This window comes from Streptomyces sp. NPDC002742 (assembly GCF_042888885.1).
Lineage (GTDB): Bacteria > Actinomycetota > Actinomycetes > Streptomycetales > Streptomycetaceae > Streptomyces.
On sequence record NZ_JBIAQF010000021.1, the window covers coordinates 81,342 to 102,580 of the forward strand.

Genomic DNA, 21,239 nt, shown 5'->3' on the forward strand with positions numbered 1-21,239 from the left:
CCCGATGGCGAGACGTTTTCGGCATGAGCCCGGTACGGTCGGGTCGGCATGCGCCCCGGTACGGTCGGGCAGGAATGAGCCCGGTACGGTCGGGCAGGCCCGAGCACGCAGGAATCAGCCCAGCCAGTCCAGGGAGCCCCATGACCACCGCCGCGACCCGCCGCAGCGACCGGAGGATCAGCCCCGTCTTCGTCGGGATCGTGGCCGTGACGGCGGTGACCGGCTGGGCGACGTGGAGCGGCTTCGCCGAGCAGCCCGGCGTGGCCGTCTTCCTGTTCGTCACGGCGGCCTGGATCGTCTCCCTCTGCCTCCACGAGTACGCGCACGCGCGCACCGCGCTGCACAGCGGCGACATCTCGATCGGCGCCAAGGGCTATCTGACCCTGAACCCGCTGAAGTACACGCACGCGCTGCTGAGCATCGTGCTGCCGGTGATCTTCGTGATCATGGGCGGGATCGGTCTGCCGGGCGGCGCGGTCTTCATCGAGCGGAACCGCATCCAGGGCCGCTGGAAGCACAGCCTGATCTCGGCGGCGGGCCCGCTGACGAACGTCCTGTTCGCCGTCGTGTGCACGGCCCCGTTCTGGCTGCACGCGCTGGACGGGGTGCCGCGGGACTTCCAGTTCGCGCTGGCGTTCCTCGCGCTGCTCCAGGTCACGGCCGCGATCCTGAACTTCCTGCCGGTCCCGGGCCTGGACGGCTACGGCGTGATCGAGCCCTGGCTGTCGTACAACGTCAAGCGCCAGGTGGAGCCCTTCGCTCCGTTCGGTCTGCTCGCCGTGTTCGCGGTGCTGTGGATCCCGTCGGTGAACACGGCGTTCTTCGACGTGATCCACTCGATCCTGAACAGCCTGGGGATCAACGAGGTCCAGACGTACTGCGGCCAGGAGTTCTACCGCTTCTGGCAGGGCACCAACGAGTTCTGCACGGTCAGCTGACGGACCTGCCCCGCCGCGCGTAATACCAGGTCATGTTCGACGACAGACCCGCCAGCAGCACCCACACGACGCCGAGCCAGTTTCCCTGGACGAACGAGACGACGGCCGCGGCCACGGAGAGGACACAGACGGCGAGGGCGTAGAGAGCGAGGCGGGGCATGGGGTCGGCTCCTGTCGGGGGGACACTGCTTTCCACCAGTGTCCCCCACACGCCCTATACGTCTGTCACCCGCAGGCCCGCGTGTGCCTTGTAGCGGCGGTTCACCGAGATCAGGTTGGCGACCAGGGCCTCGACCTGATGGGCGTTGCGCAGCCGGCCGGAGAACACGCCCCGCATACCGGGGATGCGGCCCGCGAGGGCCTGGACGATCTCGACGTCGGCCCGCTCCTCGCCGAGGACCATCACATCGGTGTCGATCTCCTCGATCTCCGGGTCCGCGAGCAGCACGGCGGAGAGGTGGTGGAAGGCCGCGGTGACGCGCGAGCCGGGCAGCAGGGCGGCGGCCTGTTCGGCGGCACTGCCCTCCTCCGGCTTGAGCGCGTACGCGCCCTGCTTGTCGAAGCCGAGCGGGTTGACGCAGTCGACGACCAGCTTCCCGGCCAGTTCCTCGCGCAGCGATTCGAGGGTCTTGCCGTGGCCCTCCCACGGCACGGCGACGATCACGATGTCGCTGCGCCGCGCGGTCTCCGCGTTGTCGGCTCCCTCCACCCCGTTGCCGAGCTCCTCGGCGGCGCTCGTCGCGCGGTCGGCCGCGCGCGAGCCGATGATCACCTTCTGTCCCGCCCTGGCGAGGCGGTAGGCGAGGCCCTTGCCCTGGGGACCGGTGCCGCCGAGCACGCCGACGACGAGCCCGGACACGTCGGGCAGGTCCCAGGGGTCCTTGGCGGGGGCCTTCTGTGCACTGTCAGTAGAGGTCATGGGCCGACCTTACGTGCGCGGGTCACGGCCACGCGCCTCGGACGGCCGAGCACCCCGGGTGAGTACGGTCACCCGAGCGCGGTCACCGGAACGCGCCGGAAGGTGATCGTCTCGTACGCGCCGAAGTCGCCCGTCTCGTAGAGGAGTCCGACGGTCGCGGTGTCGACGCGGACGAGATCGGAGTACGCGGCGGGCAGCCCGTCCACCGTGTGGACGGGCCGCCAGGTGGTGCCGCCGTCGGCCGAGGCACGAATGGTCATCAGGGCGCGGAACGCCGGGTCCGCGGGCCCGGAGTACAGGAGCAGGTCGGGGTCCCGGAGCTGGAGGAGGCTGCCCTGGACGGCGGGGGTGACGAGGCCGGCCTGCGGGCGGAACGGCTTGACCAGGGTTCTGCCGCCGTCGCGGGAGTGGGCGTCGGCCCGGTTCCCGGGCGACGGGGAGTCGTTGCGGGTGCTGAAGTAGACGCGGCCGTCGGGGAGTTCGGCGGCGGTGGTCTCGTTGACGTTGACATAGCCGTTGGTGTTCTCGTCGACGTATCCGAGGTACCAGGTCGCGCCGCGGTCGTCGCTGAGCAGGCAGTGGCCGCTGTTGTACTTCGCCTCGGTGCCGTTGTCCGTACCGGTGGGCGGCAGGGTGTGGTTGCCGGGTACCACCACCCGGCCGGAGCCGAGCTGGATGGCGTGCCCGGGGGTGGTGGCGTACCACCGCCAGCCCGCCTTCTTCACCTGCGCGGTGATCTCCTTCGGGCCCGACCAGGTGAGCCCGTCGTCGTCGCTGTGCTGCCTCCACACGCGCCGCCCGTCGGCCGCCTTCACCTTGCCGCGCAGCAGGGCGTCCTCGGAGGCTCCGGCCGCGCTGCGGACGTGGACGAGCAGGACGCGGCCGGTGTCGAGGGTGACGGGCGCGGGGTTGCCGGCGAGGTCGACCCCGTTGTTCGCGACGACCTGGAGCGGCCCCCAGGTCCGGCCGCCGTCCAGGGACCGCTTGAGCACGATGTCGATGTGTCCGTGGTCGCTCGCGGAGCCGACCCTGCCCTCGCAGAAGGCCAGCAGCGTACCGGTCCGGGTGGCCACGACGGCGGGGATCCGGAAGCTGGCGTAGCCCTCGTGCCCGGCACGGAAGGGAACGCTCACCACGGCTCCCGTGCCCGTCTCCGTGCCCGTGCCCGTCTCCGTCTCCGTCTCCGTCTCCGTGCCGGTGCCGGTGTCGGTGCCGGGTTCCGCGCTCGACTGTGTCATGGCCGGGCTCCCTGCTGCGGTTGCTGGTGGGGTCAGTGGTGTGGACTTCTGCCCAACTTGGGCGAATTCGTGGTGAACTCCGGGTCACGAGTGGCTGGTTGCGGCAGGATGCGGCCATGGACGCCGTACGGGTCGCGTTGCTGCGCGAAGTGCTTGCCGGGACCGAATGGCTGGGTGCGACACGGCGGTTCGGCGGAACGCTGCGGGGATCCGTGGTGTCGTACGGCGGCGGTTTGCTGCTGGTCGGTTCCGAGGAGTACGAGCCCTGGCACCTCGCGGCGCATCTGGTGGACGAGGCGGCCTGGTCGGGGACGCCGGAGCTGTCGCCGACGCTGGTGCGGCACGGGGCGCGGGAGTCCGATCCGGCGCATCTGGCGGTGGGGCTCGGCCGGATCGAGGCGGCCCGGCGCGGGGAGACGCTGCTCGTGGTGGCCCCGGACGCACCCGGGGCCGCGCTGCTGGAGCGGGTGCACGACGCCCGGCGGGCCGGGGCGACGGTACTGGCCCTGTCCCGGGGGGACGGCGAGCTGCCGGCGCTGGCGCACGAGTCGCTCGCGGTGCCGCCGGATCCCGAGCTCGACCTCGACACCGTGCAGCATCTGGTCAGCGCGGCGGCCGGGGAGAACGCGCTGCCCTCCCCCCGGGGCCGCCACCGCTTCCGCGACCGCCTGTCCCGCATCGCGGACCAACTGACGTCCCCACCGTCGTACCGCTGGTAGCGGCGGCAGCGGCGGCAGCGGCGGCAGCGGGGGAGGTCTCCCCCGGTGGTGTCCGAAACCGGGTCCGGTACGGGTGTCGGCGCCGTAAAACAGTTGCCCCGCCTGCTCGGTCCGCCGAACATGGCCCGACGTGACTGACGGCCTTCCCCCCTCCCGGCTGCGCGGACTGCTGCCCGATCTCGCGCCCTGGCGGACCTCCGCCGACTTCCGGCGGCTGTGGGTGGCGGGGCTCGTCACCAACTTCGGGAGCTTCCTGACGTTCGTCGCTCTGCCCGTGCAGCTGAAGGTGCTCACCGGGTCGGCGGCGGCGGTCGGCGCGATCGGCGCCGTGGAACTGATCCCGATGGTGGTCTTCGGACTGTACGGCGGGGCACTCGCCGACGCCCTGGACAAGCGGAAGCTGATCGTGTGGACGGAGACCGGGCAGGGCCTGCTGTGCGCCGCCCTGCTCGTCGACGCGACGGTGCCGCACCCCGCGGTGTGGCCCCTGTACGTGGTCGCAGCGCTCTCCGCCGCGCTCAGCTCGGTCCAGCGGCCCGCGATGGACTCGCTCACCCCGCGGATCGTGGCGCACGAACACCTGACGGCCGCGGGCGCGCTCAACTCGCTGCGCTGGACGGTGGGCGGAGTCGCCGGCCCGGCGCTGGCGGGCGTGGTCGTGGCGTACGCCGGACTGGGCTGGGCCTACGCCGTCGACCTGGTGACGTTCGCCGTGTCGGTGGCCATCATGGCGGGGATCGCGGCGTCGCCCGCCTCGCACGAGGCGGCGAAACCGTCGCTGCGGTCCATCGCCGAGGGCGCGCGCTACGCGTGGAGCCGCAAGGAACTCCTCGGTACGTACGCGGTCGACCTCGCGGCGATGTTCTTCGCGATGCCGCTCGCGGTGCTGCCGTTCCTCGCGGACGACCTGCACGCCGCCTGGTCGCTGGGGCTGATGTACGCGACCGTCCCCGCCGGCTCGCTGCTCGTCAGCCTCACCAGCGGGTGGACCTCACGCGTGCACCGGCACGGACGGATGGTGGCGCTCGCGGCGGCCTGCTGGGGGCTCGCGGTGGCCGGCGCCGGCCTGGTGCACGACGTCCGGCTGGTGCTGCTCTTCCTCGTCCTCGCGGGCGCCTGCGACATGATCAGCGGAATCTTCCGTGCTGCCATCTGGAACCGGACGATCCCGGACGAGCTGCGCGGACGGCTCGCCGGGATCGAGCTGCTGTCGTACTCCGTCGGGCCCCAGCTCGGCCAGGTGCGCTCCGGCGGCATGGCCGCGCTGACGAGCGTACGGGCATCGGTCTGGGCCGGCGGCGCGCTCTGCGTCGGAGCGGTGGGGCTGCTCGCCGTCGGTCTCCCGAAGCTGATGTCCTACGACGACCGCACGAACGAGCACGCGCTGCGGATGCGCTCCGCGCGAGCGGAGAGCGCCCCTCCCGCTCCCCCGGTGACCGCGTCCTGAGGCGACCGGTACACAGCCACTCGGCGGACGACCCGGGCCCGGGGCACCCACCGTCACCCCCGGAGCCGGGCACCTCGGCCCTCCCGGCGCCCGGTGTCCCGGTTGTCCTCGGCGCCCGGTGTCCCGGTCGTCCTCGACGCCCGGCGCCTCAGTCGTCCTCGGCGCCCGGTGCCTTGCCCGAGGCGTCGTGCCACTTCGGGTCCGTCTCCCATTCGAGGTTCCGCTCCCGCGCGATGTCCATCGCGTGTTCGGCCTCCTCGCGGCTGGCGTACGGGCCGAAGCGGTCCTTGCCCGGGCAGTCGGGGCCCTCCTCGACCTTCTTGTGCTCCAGGCAGTAGTACCACTCGCCGGGCTTGCCGACCGTCCGCTTCTTGAACAGGGCCATCACCAGCTCCTTTCGCCAGGGACATGTTCCCCCATGCCCGCTGGTTAGACTCGCTGCCATGTCTGGCCAGTCGCTGCTCGTACCAGGGGAGCTTTCTCCCACCCGTCCCGTGCCGGGAAACATCAGGCGCCCCGAGTACGTGGGAAAGCCCGCCCCCACGCCGTACACCGGACCGGAGGTGCAGACGCCCGAGACGATCGAGGCGATGCGGATCGCCGGGCGGATCGCCGCGCAGGCGATGGCCGAGGCCGCGAAGCTCATCGCGCCGGGTGTGACGACCGACGAGCTGGACCGGGTGGCGCACGCGTACATGTGCGACCACGGCGCCTACCCGTCGACCCTCGGCTACCGCGGTTTCCCCAAGTCGCTGTGCACCTCGGTCAACGAGGTCATCTGCCACGGCATCCCCGACTCCACGGTGCTGCGCGACGGTGACATCGTCAACCTCGACGTCACGGCGTACATCGGCGGTGTGCACGGCGACAACAACGCGACCTACCTGGTCGGTGACGTGGACGAGGAGTCGCGGCTCCTCGTGGAGCGGACCCGCGAGTCCCTCGACCGCGCGATCAAGGCGGTCAGGCCGGGGCGTCAGATCAACATCATCGGACGCGTCATCGAGTCGTACGCGAAACGCTTCGGGTACGGGGTCGTCCGGGACTTCACCGGGCACGGGATCAACTCCTCGTTCCACTCCGGGCTGATCGTCCCGCACTACGACAACCCGAACGCGACCACCGTCATCCAGCCCGGGATGACCTTCACCATCGAGCCCATGCTCACGCTCGGCACGCACGAGTACGACATGTGGGACGACGGGTGGACCGTCGTGACGAAGGACCGCAGGCGCACGGCGCAGTTCGAGCACACCCTCGTCGTCACCGAGAGCGGCGCGGAGATCCTCACCCTGCCGTAACCGTCCGGAGCTCCCGAATCCGCCGAGCCCGCCGAGCCCGCCGAGTCCTCCGAGCTCACCGAGCCTTCTCGGACCCCTGAACCCGCCCTGTCCACAGGGCGGGTTCTCTCATGTGGAAGACATCCGGAATCGGGGTACGGTTTTACCGACAGGATGTCGGGAAGGTTGTTGACTTAGGTAAGCCTAACCATAGAAGATGCGACTGGCCCCGCAACGGCACTCGCCCTTCCTCATCGGCTCCGGAGGCCTCATGAACGCGTCGGACACGTCGGTCACGTCGGTCACGATGAGCACGACGGACACCACGGGCCCCGCGGGCACACCTTTCTCGACGCTCATCCGCACCGCGTCCCACGAGCAGCACACCGAGGCGGAGACCTCCACGTTCATGAGCGACCTGCTCGGTGGCCGGCTCGGCGTCGAGGCGTACGCGCGCTACACCGAGCAACTGTGGTTCGTGTACGAGGCGTTGGAGGCGGAGACCGAGCGGCTGGCCGCCGATGCGGTGGCCGGGCCATTCCTGCGGCCCGAGTTGCCGCGCCGCACCGCTCTCGAGCGCGACCTCGCCCACCTCCGGGGCCCGGACTGGCGCGGCACGCTCACCGCGCTGCCCGCGACCCGCGTCTACGCGGACCGGGTCACGCGGTGCGCCCGAGAGTGGCCCGGAGGCTATGTCGCCCACCATTACACGCGTTACCTGGGCGACCTCTCCGGCGGCCAGATCATCCGCGGCAAGGCGGAGCAGACCTGGGGTTTCAGCCGCAAGGGCGACGGCGTCCGCTTCTACGTCTTCGAGGACATCCCCAACCCGGCCGCGTTCAAGCGGAGTTATCGCGAGCTGCTGGACGGGGTCCTGGCCGACGACCTGGAGAAGCAGCGGATCGTGACGGAGTGCAAGAGGGCGTTCGCCCTGAACACCGGGGTGTTCCGCGCTCTCGGCGAGGAGTTCCCGCTGACCGCGTGATCATCAGCTCCCGGGCGGCCCGGGGTTCACCGCTGGGCCCCGGTTCCGTCGCCCTCCGGGAGGGCAGCGCGCGGTACGCGGCGCGAGCCCGGTGGCGACCGGCCGCACGGTTCCCCGCGCCCCTACGGGGCCCGTGACTCGCCCCCGTGGCGCCGACCGGGCCCTCAGCGTTCCAGGTGGACCCGGCCGCCCACCTCGACCCAGTCGTGCGGCTGGGGGGCCGTCAGGATCTGGGAGCCGACCCCCTGGGTGATGTTGAGGGCCCGGCCGAGTTCCTGGGTCAGCAGCAGCGCCGCCGCCCCGGTGGCCTCGTCCTCCTCGATGCCGTCGTTCCGCCCGGGGAAGGCACGCGCCCGCACCCGGCCGCCGGCCTCGTCCTGCCAGGCCCAGGCGTAGATCCACTCCCCCGACGGCGGCACGGCCAGCGCGTCGACCTCGGCGGCGGACCCGTACCGCCGGAGCGTGCGCGGCGGCGCCCACTCCGCCCGCGCCTCGATCCAGCTGAACTCGCCGTCCAGCCGGACCCCCACGACACCGGCGGGCGTGACCAGTTCGGGCACGTCGAGCAGCCAGCCCACCCCGACGCACGGGTGCCCCGCGAAGGGCAGCCGCAGCGCGGGGGTGTAGATGTCGATGACCCCGCGCTCGGGGTCGTCGACGAACACGGTCTCACTGAAGCCGAGCTTCGCGGCGAACTCCTGCCGCTCCGCGCGGTCCGGCATCACCGAACCCTCGCGCACGACACCGAGCTCATTGCCATACCCGCCGCCTGGTCCGCAGAAGACCCGCAGCACGTCGTAGTCAGTCACTCCGGCATTCAAACACCATCCGCGCGATCGGCGACCTGTGGGACCGGGCCGCCCTCCCCCGAAAGATCCCTGTTCATGGGGAACGGCGTCGGGGGAGCTGACGAGGTGCTGCGCGGTGTCGACGTCGCCGCCCGCGCGGGCGAGGTGCCGGCGCCGGCCGGACCCGACGGGGCGGGGAAGCCGACCCTGCTGTCGGCGCCGACGGCCGATGAGCGCGCCGCCGAAGGGGCCCTACGGCTCCACGGGCGTCCGGCGGCGCACTCGGCCTGCGGCACCAGGAGTTGGTGCCGCAGGTGTGCCGGGAAAGGGCGCACGCCGGTGACGGCGTGGTCGTGGTGTCGCACGATCCGGGTCCGGGGCGGCATACGCGCACCGGAGCGCGCTTCTGTGCGCCGGTCGTGTCGCGGCCCACGGCCGGCCGGCGGAGGTTTTCACCGACGCGCTACTGACCGATGTCCACCGGCAGCCGGTCGACGTGTTCCCGCACCCCAGGACCGGCGCCGCGCCCATCACCCCGAAACGGGATGCTTGACCTTCCCTTGACCTCCCCATGACGTTTGTTTTGAGTCATCGCGATCAAGCCGTTCCTGTACGGCATCTGTGAGAGCTGAATCACCACACGGGTGGGTATCAGTGAGGCAAGCCTCAGATAAGTTAGGCCAGCCTCACCATGCCGAACGGGCCCCGCCGTGCGGCTTGTCCGACTTCTTTTGGAGCCTGAATGCGAGCCGTCCGACTCTCCGTTGTCACCGCTGCCGCCACCGCGGCCGCTCTGGCCGCTGTCACGGGTTGCACCCAGAAGAGCGACGCGAAGAACGGCGGCGCGATCGAGGTGACGGCCAGCGACACCGCGTGCAAGGTTTCCACGAAGGAGTTCCCCGCGGGGCACGTCCAGTTCGACATCGAGAACAAGGGCTCCAAGGTCACCGAGGTCTACCTGCTGTTCCCGGACGACCGGATCGTCAGCGAGCGCGAGAACATAGGTCCCGGCACCAAGCAGCAGGTCACCGCGGAGGTGAAGGCCGGCGCGTACACGCTCGTCTGCAAGCCCGGCATGAAGGGCAAGGGCATCCGCGAGGCGGTCAAGGTCACCGGCGGAAAGGTCGCCAAGCGCGACCCGCGCCTCGACAAGGCCGTCGCCGACTACCGCGCGTGGGCTCAGGGCGAGGCCGACGCCACGATCCCGAAGGTGAAGACGTTCGCCGACGCCGTCAAGGCCGGCGACCTCGAAGCCGCCAAGAAGGCGTACGCGCCCTCGCGCCTCGGCTGGGAGAGCACCGAGCCGATCGCCGAGTCGTTCGGTGACATCGACCCCAAGACCGACACTCGCGCGGACGGCCTGGAGAAGGGCCAGAAGTGGACCGGCTGGCACGCGCTGGAGAAGGCCCTCTGGCAGGACAAGAAGATCGGCGCCGAGCAGAAGACCCTCGCCGACCAGCTCGTCACCGACCTGACCGACTGGCAGAAGCGCATCGGCAAGGCCGAGATCACCCCGACCTCCATGGCCAACGGCGCCAAGGAGCTGCTCGACGAGGTCGCCAAGAACAAGGTCACCGGCGAGGAGGACCGCTACTCGCACACCGACCTCAGTGACTTCAAGGCCAACGTCGACGGCGCGCAGAAGGCGTACGAGCTGCTCAAGCCGGTCGCTGCGGAGAACCACGCGGCGCTGGCGGCGGAGCTCGACAAGCAGTTCCCCGCGCTGAACAAGCTGCTCGACAAGTACCGGTCGGACAAGACCTCGGACGGCTTCGTGTCGTACGACAAGGTCGGCAAGGCCGACCGCAAGGAGCTCTCGGACGCGGTCAACGCGCTCGCCGAGCCCCTTTCCAAGCTCGCCGCCGCCGTCGTGAAGTAGGAGCAACGCCATGACGGACAAGTCGAACAACACGAACAGCACGGACATCCAGGTCGGCACGGACAGCGCCGAGGGCACCGCCGAAACGCGGGCCGCCGAGCCCGTCGGCAACGGCGCGGCGCCGACCAGGCGTTCGCTGATCGGCTGGGGCGGTGCCGGGCTCGCGCTCGGTGCCGCCGCGGCCGGCGGCGCCGTCGCCATGACCCGGGTCGGCAACGACGTCGATCCGGCCGCCGCCGACACCGGCGCCGCGGTCGCCTTCCACGGCGCGCACCAGGCGGGCATCGCCACTCCGGTACAGGACCGGCTCCACTTCGCCGCGTTCGACGTGAAGACGGACGACCGCGCCGAGTTCGTCCAGCTCCTCAAGGACTGGACGCGGGCGGCCGCCCGGATGACCGCCGGACACACGGTCGGTGAGGGCGCGTACGGCGGTCTGGCCGAGGCCCCGCCGGACGACACCGGCGAGGCCCTGGGGCTCAAGCCCTCGCGGCTGACGCTGACCATCGGCTTCGGTCCGTCGCTGTTCGAGAAGTTCGATCTGGCGGACCGGCGGCCGGAGGCACTCGTCGATCTGCCGGCGTTCTCGGGCGACAACCTGGACAAGGCCCGCAGCGACGGCGACCTGTGCGTCCAGGCCTGCGCGGACGACCCGCAGGTGGCGGTGCACGCCATCCGCAACCTCGCCCGTATCGGCTTCGGCAAGGTCGCCATCCGCTGGTCGCAGCTCGGCTTCGGCAAGACGTCGTCGACCACCCCGGACGCGCAGACCCCGCGCAACCTGATGGGTTTCAAGGACGGCACCCGCAACATCGCGGGCACCGAGACCGCGCGGCTGGACAAGTTCGTCTGGGTCGACAAGAAGGACGGCGGCACGAACTCGTCCTGGATGACGGGCGGTTCCTACCTCGTCGCCCGGCGCATCCGGATGGACATCGAGTCGTGGGACCGCACGTCGCTCCAGGAGCAGGAGGACGTCTTCGGCCGCGACAAGGGCGAGGGCGCCCCCGCAGGCAAGGCGAAGGAGCACGACAAGCCGTTCCTGAAGGCGATGAAGCCCGACGCGCACGTCCGGCTCGCACACCCCGAGGCCAACCACGGGGTGACGATCCTGCGCCGCGGCTACTCCTTCACGGACGGCACCGACGGTCTCGGCCGGCTCGAAGCGGGCCTGTTCTTCCTCGCGTACCAGCGGGACGTGCGCAAGGGGTTCATCCCCGTGCAGCGCAACCTGTCGCGCTCCGACGCGCTCAACGAGTACATCCAGCACGTGAGTTCGGCGGTCTTCGCCGTCCCGCCCGGCGTCCGGGACAAGGACGACTGGTGGGGCCGGACGCTGTTCTCCAAGGAGGCATAGCCGTGTTCAGCAACTACCTGATCGGCCTCCGCGAGGGGCTGGAAGCCAGCCTCGTGGTCTGCATCCTCATCGCCTACCTGGTGAAGACGGACCGCAGGGACGCCCTGAAGCCGATCTGGATCGGCATCGGCGTCGCGATCACCGTGGCGCTCGGTTTCGGCTGCGCCCTCGAATTCGGCTCCCAGGAGATGACGTTCCAGGCGCAGGAGGGGCTCGGCGGTTCGCTGTCGGTCCTCGCCGTGGGCCTGGTGACGTGGATGGTCTTCTGGATGCGGCGTACGGCCCGGCACCTGAAGTCCGAGCTGCACGGCAGGCTGGACGCGGCCCTCGCCATGGGAACGGGCGCGCTGGTCGCGACCGCGTTCCTGGCGGTCGGCCGGGAGGGCCTGGAGACGGCCCTGTTCGTATGGGCGTCGGTGCACGCGGCCAGTGACGGCACGCCGCGCCCGCTGATCGGCGTGGCGCTGGGCCTGGCCACCGCGGTCCTGCTCGGCTGGCTCTTCTACCGTGGCGCGCTCAAGATCAACCTCGCCAAGTTCTTCACCTGGACCGGCGGCATGCTGGTCGTCGTCGCCGCGGGCGTGCTCGCGTACGGCGTCCACGACCTTCAGGAAGCCGACTTCGTCCCGGGCCTGAGGAACCTGGCCTTCGACATCAGTGGCACGGTCGACCCGACGAGCTGGTACGGCACCCTGCTGAAGGGCGTCTTCAACTTCCAGCCCGACCCGACCGTCCTTCAGGTCACGGTGTGGGCGCTGTACTTGGTCCCGACCCTCACGATCTTCCTCGCCCCGGTAGGGTTCGCCTCCGGGAAGGGGAAGGTGAAGGCACCTGATGAGCAGGGATCGCACGGGTCGCAGCCCACGAAGGCCTCGTAGTCTCGGCCGTTTCGCGCTGAGCCGTTTCGCCCTGGCGGCGGCGACTGTGACCGTCCTGTCCTCGGCGGCCGGCGGCTGCGTGGTGGTGCACGGCGAGCGTGAGGTCGTGCCGGCCGCGACCCGCGCCGAGGCCGCCCGCGCGCTCAAGGACTTCACCGTCGCCTACAACAGGGCGGACGCGACGTACGACCGTTCCGACGACGTGGACCGGGTGGCCGGTCCGCTCGCGGACATCGACGGCGCCAAGCTGAAGGCCGGGCGCACGAACAACCCGGCCGGGAATCCGTCGCATTCGGCGCTGGAGTTCGGCGACGCCGAGTTCTCGATCCCCGCGAAGGCGGGCTGGCCGCGCTGGTTCGTGGCCAACGCGACGGCCAACAAGGGTGTGCCGGGCAGCCGTTGGCTGCTCGTCTTCACCCGGGGCAAAGCCGACGAACTGTGGCAGGCCTCGTATCTGACGGTCCTCGGAGCCGGTGACGTACCGAAGTTCGCGAAGGACGAGGGCGGCTGGGCGCAGCCGGTCACGGCCGACGACGCGGCGCTCGCGATCGAGCCGCAGCGGCTCGGCCGGTCGTACGCGACCTATCTGAAGGCCGGCGGCGACGCCTTCGCCGCGGGTGTCCACACCTCGCAGTGGCGGGCCCAGCGCGAGAAGCTGGCCAGCAGACCCGGCCTCGCCACGCAGTACATCGACCAGGCGCTGGTCTCGGGCGACTACGCGCCGGTGGGTCTGCGCACCGCGGACGGCGGAGCGCTGGTGTTCTTCGCCACGCACCGCTACGAGAAGGAGACCGCCGCCGCGGGCACCGGGATTCCCTCTCCCGGCCCCGAAGTGCAGGCCTTGACGACCGGTGAGATCAAGCAGTCCCTGACCCTGGAGTTCGTGTCCAACCAGGTCGTCCTGGACCCGCTGAAGGGCTCGGGCGGGGGACAGGTGTCCGTCCTCGGACGGATCGAGGGGCTGACGGGAGCCGAGGGCGAATAGCCCGGCGCGCGCCCGCACACCCACACCCACACACCCACGCCCCCACACCCGGCGCGCGCGGCCCGGCTCTCGCGAGCCTGCCGGGCGGGTTTCTCAGCCCCCGTGGGGCCAGGCGGCGAGCTGGTCCGCGCCGTTCTCCCCGGCGTAGCGGGCGCATTCGTCGGTCAGGATCTCCAGGAGCGTGAGCGGCTCCGGCAGCGGATGCTCGGGGCCGCGCACCCAGTCCACGCTCAGACCGCCGGGCAGCTGGGCCGGCGGCACGAGGACGTACGAACCGCGGCAGTGCCAGCGGAAGCCGGGGTGCTCGTCCATCGTCTCGGGGTGGCAGTCCAGCTCACAGGGCCACCACTCGTCCTCGTCCTCGGGCGTGCCGCGGGTGAGGGTGAAGAAGAGCATGCGTCCGTCGCCGGTCTCCGCGACGGGTCCGACCTCGATGTCGGCGGCCAGTATCCGCGCCAGCGCCTCGCGTCCGGCGTCCAGCGGCACGTCCAGGACGTCGTGGACCATGCCGGTCGCGGTGATGAAGTTCGCCTTCGGCTGGTGCCGGGCCCAGCGCTCGATCTGCGCGCGGTCGGTCGTCGACTGCGTCTGCCAGGCGAAGGAGACGGGGTGGCGCGCCGGGGTGGGGCAGCCGACGCGGTCACAGGAACAGCGGTAGCCGGAGGGGTACGCGGCCTGCGCGAGCGGCAGCCCCGCGGCGGCGGCGGCGAGCAGCAGGGCCTCACGCCCGTCGGCGGATGTCTCCGCGGGGGCTTTGGGCCGGCGTCCGCGCAGCCACTTCGAGATCCTGCCCTGCGTGCCGGAGCGGCGGCCGAACTCTGCGCTCATCTATCCCCTCGCCTCGCCGTAGTGCACTCGTCCTTGCCCCATGGTCCCACCATCCTGCGCCCCGGGTGGCCGGAGCCGACAAGCGGGGTAGGTGGGACGATGCGTTCGCCTGGCCCTGATCAGCTGCTATTACATGACATGAGGAGATTTCTTCACCGATCGGCGGGAGCGAGATGGCCGGGGGCGGGTGCCCAGGCGGGTGGCACAGGGCTAGGGCGCGGGCCGGGGCGTGTCCTCGGGCGGCGGCCAGGCGTCGCCCCACTCCGCGTCGCGGGCCGCCTTGTACAGCGGTCCGTGGCGCTTGGTCACCGTCTCCCGGCGCAGGGCCTCGTCCGGCTCGCACAGGTCGAGCAGGACCTGCCCCTTGCGGATCTGCGGCTTGCGCACGATGCGGGCGGGCGCCGGGGCGGGCGGGAAGCGGGTCGCGGCGACGTAGCTGAACTTCTCGTCCTCGTAGGGCAGGGACCCGCCCTTGACCTGGCGGTGCAGGGAGGAACGGGCGACCCGTGCGGAGAAGTGGCACCAGTCCTGGCCGGGGACGATGGGGCAGGCCGCGCTGTGCGGGCAGGGCGCGGCGACGTGGAATCCGGCGCCGATCAGACGCTCGCGGGCGGCGAGGACCCGGGTGTAGCCGTCGGGGGTGCCGGGCTCGATGATCACGACGGCCCGGGCGGCGCTCGCGGCGGCGTCCACGACCGAGGCGCGGTCGGCTTCGGTGAGCTCGCCGAGAACGTAGGAGACGGTGACGAGATCAGTGCTCTCGATGGTGAGCGCCGCTCCGATACGAGAGCGCTGCCACGCGGCACCCGCCAGCTCCGGGTTGGCGGCGGCGATCTCCCGGCCGAGCGCGAGGGCGGGCTCGGCCCAGTCGAGCACGGTCACCGGGCGGGTGCCCTCCCAGGTCGCGTTCACCGCCCAGGTGGCCGCGCCAGTGCCACCGCCGACGTCCACGTGGCTCCCCGGCGCCCAGTCCGGCACCGCGTCCGCGAAGGCCTCCAGGGCGGCGCACACCGCCTCGAACGTCGCCGGCATCCGGTACGCGGCGTACGCGGCCACGTCCGAGCGGTCCCGCAGGATCGGCGCGTGGGTCGGGGTGGCCCCCCGGTAGTTCGCGATCAGCCGCTCGACCGCCTGCGCGGCGGCCTTCGGCGGCAGACCGTCGAGGAGCCCTGCGAGGGAACTGCGCAGGGTGTCGGCGGGGGGTACGGGGGCGTTCACGGCCCGATTCTCTCAGGTGCCCCGCACCGCCCGCGCCCGCCGGGCGACCCCGCAGATGCCTCGGACCGCCCGCGCCCGCCGGGCGACCCCGCAGATGCCTCGGACCGTCCGCGCCGGGCGGGCGATCCCTCAGGTGCCCACCTGCGCGCGCCCGCCGGTCGAACCTTCAGACGGCCCTCGCCCGCCCCCGCCGGACGGGCGATCCCCTCAGGTGCCCCGCACCGCCCGCCGAAGCCGGGTGGCCGCCGCCGCCCGGGGCGCGTTGTCCGCCGGGCGGCGCCGGGGGTGGACCGTGTTGGCGAGCAGTACCAGGAACGTGTCCGTCGCCGGGTCCAGCGCGAGGGACGTCCCGGTGAACCCGGTGTGGCCGGCCGCGCCGTGGCCCGCGAGGGCGCCCATGAACCAGGGCTGGTCGATGGCGAACCCGAGTCCGGGCGGGGTGAGGAGGAGTTCGACGAAGTCGGGGCCGAGGATGCGGGCGGGACCGTACGAGCCGCCCGCGAGCAGGGTGCGGCAGAACACGGCCAGATCGCGCGCGGTGGAGAAGAGACCGGCGTGACCGGCCACCCCGCCGAGCGCCCAGGCGTTCTCGTCGTGCACCACGCCCCGCAGCATGCCCCGGTCCGCCTTGGCCCACGGCCGCCGCTGGTCCTCCGTGGCCGCCGCGCCGGGGCAGGGTCCGAAGGCGGTGGCGTTCATCCCGAGCGGGCGGGTGATGCCGTCCCGGACGAGGACGTCGAGCCCCCGGCCGGTGACGCGTTCCAGCACGTACTGCAGGAGGATCAGGTTGACGTCGGAGTACCGGTACTCGCCCGGTTCGGAGGACGGCGCCTCCGCCCTCAGCAGCGCCAGCCGTGCCGCGGCGTCCGGGCAGTCGTGGAGCGGGAGTTCGGGGCGCAGCCCGGAGGTGTGGGTGAGCAGCTGCCGTACGGTGATGCCGTGGTCGCGGGCCGCGCGGAACTCCGGCAGATACGCGCCGACCAGTGCCTCGATGCCGAGCGTGCCCCGCTCAAGCTGCTGCACGGCGGCGACCGCCGTGAACAGCTTGGTGAGGGAAGCCAGGTCGAAGGGCGTGTGCACGGTCATCGGCACACTCGCTCCCGGCGGCAGCTCGACCCCGGCGCCCTTCTCCTCGTCGTGGGCCGCGTAGCGAACCGCCCACCCCGCCGCCTCCTCGACGGCGATGACCGGGCCCCGCCCCGCGACCACCACGACGCCCGCCGCCCAGGGGTCGGTCCCGCGGGTGAGGGCGCGGACCTCGTGGACGAGCCGACGCAGTTCAGCGGCGTCGAGACCGGCCCGCTCGGGTGTGCCGGTCCGCAGTCTTGGCGCGCTCAGTTCTTCGCCGCCTTTCCGTTCGCAGGGCGTCCCGTCCGCCGGGGACGGCACAGTCCCACGAAGCAGGCGACGGCCACCAGTGCCGCCGTCAGCTGGACGACGGCCATCGGGACGGCGGTGTGCTCTCCCGCGATGCCGACGAGCGGTGAGGCGACCGCTCCGACGAGGAAGGAGCAGGTGCCGAGCAGCGCGGAGGCGGAACCGGCCGCGTGCCGCACGCGCATGAGGGCGAGCGCCTGGGTGTTGGGCAGAGCGAGGCCCATGGCGGACATCAGCACGAACAGCGCGGCGGCCACCGGCGCGAGCCCGACCGGGCCGAGGACACCGGTGGACATGAGCAGCAGCGCGGCCGCGGCGAGGACGACGAGCGCGAGGCCGGTGGCGAGGACCTTCTCCAGGGCGACCCGGCCGACCAGCAGCTTGCCGTTGATCTGCCCGGCGATCACCAGGCCGACGGAGTTCACGCCGAAGAGCAGGCTGAAGGTCTGCGGGGAGGCGCCGTAGAGGTCCTGGATCACGAACGGGGACGCGGAGATGTAGGCGAAGAGGGCCGCGAAGGTGAAGCCGCCGGCGAGCATGTACCCGGCGAAGGCGCGGTCGGCGAGCAGTCCGCGCATGGCGCGCAGCGCCTCGCCGACGCCGCCGCCGTGCCGGTCCGCCGGCTGGAGGGTCTCGGGCAGTTTCGCCCAGACGAGGGCCGTCAGCGCGAGGCCGACGACGGTGAGGACGACGAACACGCCCCGCCAGTCGGTGACGCGCAGGGTCTGTCCGCCGATGAGCGGAGCGACGACCGGGGCGACGCCGGAGATCAGCATGAGGGTGGAGAAGAAGCGGGCCATCGCCACGCCGTCGTAGAGGTCGCGGACCACGGCACGGGCGATGACGATCCCGGCCGCGCCAGCGAGGCCCTGGAGGAGACGGAGGGCGACCAGCGGGCCGATGCCGGGCGCGAGGGCGCACAGCACGGTGGCGACGACGTAGACGGCGAGGCCGGCGAGCAACGGGCGCCTGCGGCCCCATCGGTCGCTCATCGGCCCGACGACGAGCTGCCCGAGCGCCATGCCCGCGAGGCAGGCGGTGAGCGTGAGCTGCACGGTGGAGGCCGGGGCGTGCATCGACCGGGTGACCTGCGGCAGCGAGGGGAGGTACATGTCCATCGCGAGCGGGGGTGTGGCGGTGAGACCGCCGAGGATCAGGGTGACGAGGAGTCCGGTGCGGCCCGCGGCGCCGGGGCCGGTGGCCGTCCGCGACCGGGCGCCGGACGCCTGACGTGGCACGGAGCCGGACGCCGGTTCGGCGACCGGGCGGGCGGCCTCGGCGACCGCCGGGGTGTCGGCGCCCTCCGCGTTCGGTATGTGCCCTCGCGGGCCTTCCTGGTCCCGCGTGACGCGGCCACGCTCGGGCATGTGCCCCCCTTCTCCGAAAGATGCGAGCCCTATGCTCTCAGTTCGAACAGCGTGTTCGGGGTCACGGATCAAGGGGCTGGCATGACGGGCGAGCGCGAACGCGTGCGGTGGGGAATTCTTGCGACCGGCGGGATCGCCGCGGCGTTCACGGCGGACCTGGTCGACATGCCGGACGCGGAGGTGGTGGCCGTCGCCTCACGGACGGACTCCTCGGCGAAGGCGTTCGCGGAACGCTTCGGGATCCCGCGGGCGTACGGGGACTGGGCGTCGCTCGCCGCCGACGAGGACGTGGACGTCGTGTACGTCGCCACGCCGCACTCGGCGCACCGGGTGGCCGCCGGAATGTGTCTGGAGGCGGGGCGCCATGTGCTGTGCGAGAAGGCGTTCACGCTGAACGCGCGCGAGGCCGCGGAGCTGGTCGCGCTCGCCGGGCGGCACGACCGCTTCCTGATGGAGGCCATGTGGATGTACTGCAATCCGCTGGTCGGGCGGCTGAAGGCGCTCGTCGACGACGGCGTGATCGGTGAAGTGCGCACGGTGCAGGCCGACTTCGGGCTCGCGGGCCCGTTCCCGCCCTCGCACCGGCTGCGGGACCCGGCGCAGGGCGGCGGTGCGCTGCTCGATCTCGGCGTCTATCCGGTGTCGTTCGCGCAACTGCTGCTCGGGGAGCCCTCGGACATCGTCGCGAGAGCGGTGCTCTCCGACGAGGGCGTCGATCTCCAGACGGGTGCACTGCTCTCCTGGGAGAGCGGCGCTCTGGCTTCGGTGCACTGCTCCATCAACGGCGGCACCCCCGTCGCCGCCTCCGTCACCGGCTCCGCGGGCCGCATCGACGTCCCGGACGGCTTCTTCTTCCCGGACCACTTCGTCCTGCACCGCGACGGCCGCGAGCCGGAGGTCTTCCGCGCCGACCCCGCGTCGGGCCCCCGCAACAGCCTCAAGCACGAGGCCGCCGAGGTGATGCGTGCCCTGCGCGCGGGCGAGACCGAGTCCCCGCTCGTCCCGCTCGACGGCACCCTCGCCGTGATGCGCACGCTCGACACGATCCGGGACCGCATCGGCGTCCGCTACCCCGGCGAGGCGAACGCCTAGGACGGGCCGGGGCGGGCGCCCGCACCGGGCGCGCGGTGGCCGCCGAACTGCCGCGCACCGGCTGGTCGGTGGCACTCGAACCGGCGGTCGAACCGGCGGTCGAACCGGTGATGGATGTGGCCGATGCGGCCGACGTGGCGCGCACGGCCCGGCACACGGCCGAGCGGCCGCTGGAGGCGAACGTGCAGTTCGCGACGGTGCCGGCGACGGCCATGCCCTACGTCGGACGGGGCTGGCACCTACGTTGGCGCGGCTCCCTCCCACGTAGGGCGAGCGTCGGCGGTTCACCAAGAAACAGTCAACGACTCGATCCACACAAACGGAGGCAGAACCTCCGGACCATATAAGACGTTAGTGCGCTTATGCTCAGCATCTCCCCCACCAGAGCTTCACACTTGAAGCACAGGACTTCGGTACGACCACGGTCCACACCGAGGGGGGAGGTGGCAGTCGCTCCGCGGCCCGGGTGGGGGCGGACCTCGCGCGGGACCGCGAGGTGTGCGCCGGACCGCGAAGCGGCTGTCCCGTCATCGGCGCCGACGGCCGCCTTCCGCCTCGGCCGGCTCCTCGCCGGACCGGCGCCTGCGGCCGCGCAGCGCGAACGCGCCGCCCGCGAGCAGCGCGACCGCCGCCGCCCCGGCCCCGCCGACCAGTCCCCACGGCGTGCCGTCCGACGTCGTGGCCGCGGCCGGAGCACCCGCCGCGGGCTTGGCCGCCTTCCGGGTGGGCGCCGCGCTCGCGCCGCCCTCACTGAGCGGATCGACCAGCGTGCCGACCGGCTCGGCGTGCGCCCCCTTGCCGAAACCCCAGTCGAGCAGCTGGGCCGTCTCCTCGTAGACGCCGCTTCCGCCGCTCTTCGGGTGCATCACGGTGACGAGCAGGGTCCGTCCGTCACGGGTCGCCGCGCCGGTGAAGGTGTTGCCGGCGTGGCTGGTGTAGCCGTTCTTCACTCCTATCAGGCCGTCGTACGGCCGCACGCCCCAGGCGCCCGTCAGCAGGCGGTCGGTGTTCTGGATCTGGAAGGTCTTCTTGCCCCCGGCCGGGAAGTCCGCGGTCTTCGTCGAGCAGTAGCCGCGGAAGTCGGCGTCCGCGAGGCCGTGCCGGGCGAAGAGCGTCAGGTCGTACGCTGACGACAGCTGGCCCGGGTGGTCGAAGCCGTCGGGGCTGACCACATGGGTGTCCAGGGCCTGCAGGTCCTTCGCCAGGGCCTGCATCTCGGCGACGGTGGCCGCCATGCCGCCGTTCATGTGGCTGAGCACATGCACCGCGTCGTTGCCGGAGCGCAGGAAGACGCCCTGCCACAACTGCTCGACGGTGTAGGTGATGCCGGGCTTCACGCCGACCATGCTGGAACCGGAGGGGACGTCGGCGAGGTCGGCGTCGACCACCTTGTACGTTCGGGCGCGCTCGAACTTCTTCAGCACGGCGTCCGCGAAGAGCATCTTCAGGGTGGAGGCGGGCGGGAGACGCACGTGCGCGTTGTAGGAGGCGAGCACCTCGCCGCTCGTGTGGTCGGCCACCAGCCAGGAGCGGGCGGTGAGCCTCTTGGGCAGCCCCGACCCGCCGCTCGCCTGGATCCCGGCGCGGGCCAGTCTCGCGCCGCCGATCGTCGTGGTGGCGTACGCGGTCGTGGCCGTCGCGGCGGCCAGGGGTACGGCGGCGGCGAGGCCCAGAGCGGCACGACGGGATAGCCCGGAAGAATCACGCATCCCGGGACCGTACAAAGTCTCTCCGAGAAGCCTGACGGCGGGGTGTCAAAGACAGGGAACGCCGATTCCAAAGCGGCGGCAAAAACAGGGCACGCGGGGGCGGACCTGGCGCGGACCCGCCCCTCGGCACCGTCCGCCGTCCCACCGGGAGACACACGTGAGGCGGGCCCGCCGATCTCCACCGCGGGGCCACTCAACAGGCCCTTCCTGGCAATCAGCCCTTGAAAGCCTGGGA

The 21,239-nt window shown here is 71.9% G+C and carries 20 protein-coding genes and 2 pseudogenes; 12 read left to right on the top strand and 10 right to left on the bottom strand.

The features are described from left to right. Positions 1–140 precede the first annotated feature (140 nt). The gene (locus ACFYW8_RS31580; RefSeq protein ID WP_365872748.1) at positions 141–938 is read left to right on the top strand and encodes a site-2 protease family protein; all 798 of its coding nucleotides are present in this window, start codon (positions 141–143) and stop codon (positions 936–938) included. Here the strand turns inward: ACFYW8_RS31580 and ACFYW8_RS31585 are convergent. The 3 genes from ACFYW8_RS31585 to ACFYW8_RS31595 form a co-directional block, all read right to left on the bottom strand. Then, on the bottom strand, positions 931–1,098 hold the full coding sequence (locus ACFYW8_RS31585; RefSeq protein WP_261709336.1) for a hypothetical protein: 168 nt from the start codon (positions 1,096–1,098) through the stop codon (positions 931–933). The two genes, ACFYW8_RS31580 and ACFYW8_RS31585, sit on opposite strands and share 8 nt — an antisense overlap. A 54-nt stretch (positions 1,099–1,152) precedes the next feature. Next, entirely contained in the window at positions 1,153–1,857 is a 705-nt protein-coding gene (gene npdG, locus ACFYW8_RS31590; RefSeq protein WP_365872753.1) for an NADPH-dependent F420 reductase, read from the bottom strand. Between the two features lie 68 nt (positions 1,858–1,925). Continuing rightward, positions 1,926–3,095, bottom strand: a complete 1,170-nt coding sequence (locus tag ACFYW8_RS31595) for an exo-alpha-sialidase (RefSeq protein ID WP_389084821.1) — start codon at positions 3,093–3,095, stop codon at positions 1,926–1,928. A gap of 116 nt (positions 3,096–3,211) precedes the next feature. Between ACFYW8_RS31595 and ACFYW8_RS31600 the strand changes: the two genes are divergently transcribed. Both ACFYW8_RS31600 and ACFYW8_RS31605 read left to right on the top strand, forming a co-directional pair. Beyond that, positions 3,212–3,814, top strand: coding sequence for a hypothetical protein (locus ACFYW8_RS31600; RefSeq protein WP_365872757.1), 603 nt, complete (start codon positions 3,212–3,214; stop codon positions 3,812–3,814). A gap of 130 nt (positions 3,815–3,944) precedes the next feature. After that, positions 3,945–5,261, top strand: a complete 1,317-nt coding sequence (locus ACFYW8_RS31605; RefSeq protein WP_389084828.1) for an MFS transporter — start codon at positions 3,945–3,947, stop codon at positions 5,259–5,261. A 148-nt stretch (positions 5,262–5,409) separates the two neighbouring features. Here ACFYW8_RS31605 and ACFYW8_RS31610 read toward each other — a convergent pair whose 3' ends face one another. After that, positions 5,410–5,646: a hypothetical protein gene (locus ACFYW8_RS31610; RefSeq protein ID WP_389084833.1), complete on the bottom strand. Its 237-nt coding sequence runs from the start codon at positions 5,644–5,646 to the stop codon at positions 5,410–5,412. 58 nt (positions 5,647–5,704) lie between these two features. On the opposite strand from ACFYW8_RS31610, the gene map reads away from it, so the two are divergent. After that, complete coding sequence (map, locus tag ACFYW8_RS31615; protein WP_389084838.1) at positions 5,705–6,562, top strand: type I methionyl aminopeptidase; 858 nt, start codon at positions 5,705–5,707, stop codon at positions 6,560–6,562. Positions 6,563–6,848: 286 nt separating this feature from the next. After that, positions 6,849–7,526, top strand: coding sequence for a heme oxygenase (biliverdin-producing) (locus ACFYW8_RS31620; RefSeq protein WP_389085100.1), 678 nt, complete (start codon positions 6,849–6,851; stop codon positions 7,524–7,526). A gap of 164 nt (positions 7,527–7,690) precedes the next feature. Here the strand turns inward: ACFYW8_RS31620 and ACFYW8_RS31625 are convergent, their stop codons facing one another. Further along, complete coding sequence (locus ACFYW8_RS31625) at positions 7,691–8,335, bottom strand: PhzF family phenazine biosynthesis protein (RefSeq protein WP_365872765.1); 645 nt, start codon at positions 8,333–8,335, stop codon at positions 7,691–7,693. A 75-nt stretch (positions 8,336–8,410) separates the two neighbouring features. On the opposite strand from ACFYW8_RS31625, the pseudogene ACFYW8_RS31630 reads away from it, so the two are divergent. The 5 genes and pseudogenes from ACFYW8_RS31630 (at position 8,411) to ACFYW8_RS31650 (ending at position 13,413) form a co-directional block, all read left to right on the top strand. Beyond that, positions 8,411–8,867: pseudogene (locus ACFYW8_RS31630) on the top strand (hypothetical protein). A gap of 189 nt (positions 8,868–9,056) precedes the next feature. Beyond that, positions 9,057–10,193: an iron uptake system protein EfeO gene (efeO, locus tag ACFYW8_RS31635; protein ID WP_365872767.1), complete on the top strand. Its 1,137-nt coding sequence runs from the start codon at positions 9,057–9,059 to the stop codon at positions 10,191–10,193. Positions 10,194–10,203: 10 nt separating this feature from the next. Then, positions 10,204–11,550, top strand: a complete 1,347-nt coding sequence (gene efeB / locus ACFYW8_RS31640; protein WP_389084849.1) for an iron uptake transporter deferrochelatase/peroxidase subunit — start codon at positions 10,204–10,206, stop codon at positions 11,548–11,550. Between the two features lie 2 nt (positions 11,551–11,552). Then, the gene (gene efeU, locus ACFYW8_RS31645) at positions 11,553–12,428 is read left to right on the top strand and encodes an iron uptake transporter permease EfeU (protein WP_389084854.1); all 876 of its coding nucleotides are present in this window, start codon (positions 11,553–11,555) and stop codon (positions 12,426–12,428) included. Continuing rightward, the gene (locus ACFYW8_RS31650) at positions 12,385–13,413 is read left to right on the top strand and encodes a hypothetical protein (protein WP_389084858.1); all 1,029 of its coding nucleotides are present in this window, start codon (positions 12,385–12,387) and stop codon (positions 13,411–13,413) included. Before efeU ends, ACFYW8_RS31650 begins: the two co-directional genes overlap by 44 nt. 93 nt (positions 13,414–13,506) lie before the next feature. On the opposite strand, the gene ACFYW8_RS31655 is transcribed toward ACFYW8_RS31650, so the two are convergent. The 4 genes from ACFYW8_RS31655 to ACFYW8_RS31670 all read right to left on the bottom strand — a co-directional run bounded on the left by ACFYW8_RS31655 (position 13,507) and on the right by ACFYW8_RS31670 (position 18,203). Further along, entirely contained in the window at positions 13,507–14,241 is a 735-nt protein-coding gene (locus tag ACFYW8_RS31655; protein WP_365872775.1) for a bifunctional DNA primase/polymerase, read from the bottom strand. Between the two features lie 210 nt (positions 14,242–14,451). Further along, positions 14,452–15,459 carry a small ribosomal subunit Rsm22 family protein gene (locus tag ACFYW8_RS31660; protein ID WP_389084864.1) on the bottom strand — a complete coding sequence of 336 codons (1,008 nt, stop codon included), beginning with the start codon at positions 15,457–15,459 and terminating at the stop codon, positions 14,452–14,454. A 207-nt stretch (positions 15,460–15,666) separates the two neighbouring features. Further along, positions 15,667–16,848, bottom strand: coding sequence for a serine hydrolase domain-containing protein (locus ACFYW8_RS31665; protein ID WP_365872779.1), 1,182 nt, complete (start codon positions 16,846–16,848; stop codon positions 15,667–15,669). Further along, positions 16,794–18,203 (bottom strand): multidrug effflux MFS transporter, encoded by a 1,410-nt coding sequence (locus ACFYW8_RS31670; protein WP_389084871.1) that lies wholly within the window; start codon positions 18,201–18,203, stop codon positions 16,794–16,796. Before ACFYW8_RS31670 ends, ACFYW8_RS31665 begins: the two co-directional genes overlap by 55 nt. An 81-nt stretch (positions 18,204–18,284) precedes the next feature. Here ACFYW8_RS31670 and ACFYW8_RS31675 point away from each other — a divergent pair, with 81 nt between their 5' ends. Next, the gene (locus ACFYW8_RS31675; RefSeq protein WP_389084876.1) at positions 18,285–19,295 is read left to right on the top strand and encodes a Gfo/Idh/MocA family protein; all 1,011 of its coding nucleotides are present in this window, start codon (positions 18,285–18,287) and stop codon (positions 19,293–19,295) included. A 95-nt stretch (positions 19,296–19,390) separates the two neighbouring features. Next, positions 19,391–19,528, top strand: a pseudogene (locus ACFYW8_RS31680) (3-oxoacyl-ACP reductase); the annotation flags it as partial. 294 nt (positions 19,529–19,822) lie between these two features. Here ACFYW8_RS31680 and ACFYW8_RS31685 read toward each other — a convergent pair. Beyond that, complete coding sequence (locus ACFYW8_RS31685; RefSeq protein ID WP_365872785.1) at positions 19,823–21,004, bottom strand: serine hydrolase; 1,182 nt, start codon at positions 21,002–21,004, stop codon at positions 19,823–19,825. Positions 21,005–21,239 lie beyond the last annotated feature (235 nt).

Bases quoted from the DNA above. Each gene is read 5' to 3' on its own strand.
- efeB (WP_389084849.1), top strand. From the start codon at position 10,204: ATGACGGACAAGTCGAACAACACGAACAGCACGGACATCCAGGTCGGC.
- ACFYW8_RS31610 (WP_389084833.1), bottom strand. From the start codon at position 5,646: ATGGCCCTGTTCAAGAAGCGGACGGTCGGCAAGCCCGGCGAGTGGTAC.
- ACFYW8_RS31580 (WP_365872748.1), top strand. From the start codon at position 141: ATGACCACCGCCGCGACCCGCCGCAGCGACCGGAGGATCAGCCCCGTC.
- efeO (WP_365872767.1), top strand. From the start codon at position 9,057: ATGCGAGCCGTCCGACTCTCCGTTGTCACCGCTGCCGCCACCGCGGCC.
- ACFYW8_RS31650 (WP_389084858.1), top strand. From the start codon at position 12,385: ATGAGCAGGGATCGCACGGGTCGCAGCCCACGAAGGCCTCGTAGTCTC.
- ACFYW8_RS31670 (WP_389084871.1), bottom strand. From the start codon at position 18,203: ATGCCCGAGCGTGGCCGCGTCACGCGGGACCAGGAAGGCCCGCGAGGG.
- ACFYW8_RS31675 (WP_389084876.1), top strand. From the start codon at position 18,285: ATGACGGGCGAGCGCGAACGCGTGCGGTGGGGAATTCTTGCGACCGGC.
- ACFYW8_RS31585 (WP_261709336.1), bottom strand. From the start codon at position 1,098: ATGCCCCGCCTCGCTCTCTACGCCCTCGCCGTCTGTGTCCTCTCCGTG.
- npdG (WP_365872753.1), bottom strand. From the start codon at position 1,857: ATGACCTCTACTGACAGTGCACAGAAGGCCCCCGCCAAGGACCCCTGG.
- ACFYW8_RS31595 (WP_389084821.1), bottom strand. From the start codon at position 3,095: ATGACACAGTCGAGCGCGGAACCCGGCACCGACACCGGCACCGGCACG.
- ACFYW8_RS31685 (WP_365872785.1), bottom strand. From the start codon at position 21,004: ATGCGTGATTCTTCCGGGCTATCCCGTCGTGCCGCTCTGGGCCTCGCC.
- ACFYW8_RS31600 (WP_365872757.1), top strand. From the start codon at position 3,212: ATGGACGCCGTACGGGTCGCGTTGCTGCGCGAAGTGCTTGCCGGGACC.
- map (WP_389084838.1), top strand. From the start codon at position 5,705: ATGTCTGGCCAGTCGCTGCTCGTACCAGGGGAGCTTTCTCCCACCCGT.
- ACFYW8_RS31620 (WP_389085100.1), top strand. From the start codon at position 6,849: ATGAGCACGACGGACACCACGGGCCCCGCGGGCACACCTTTCTCGACG.
- ACFYW8_RS31655 (WP_365872775.1), bottom strand. From the start codon at position 14,241: ATGAGCGCAGAGTTCGGCCGCCGCTCCGGCACGCAGGGCAGGATCTCG.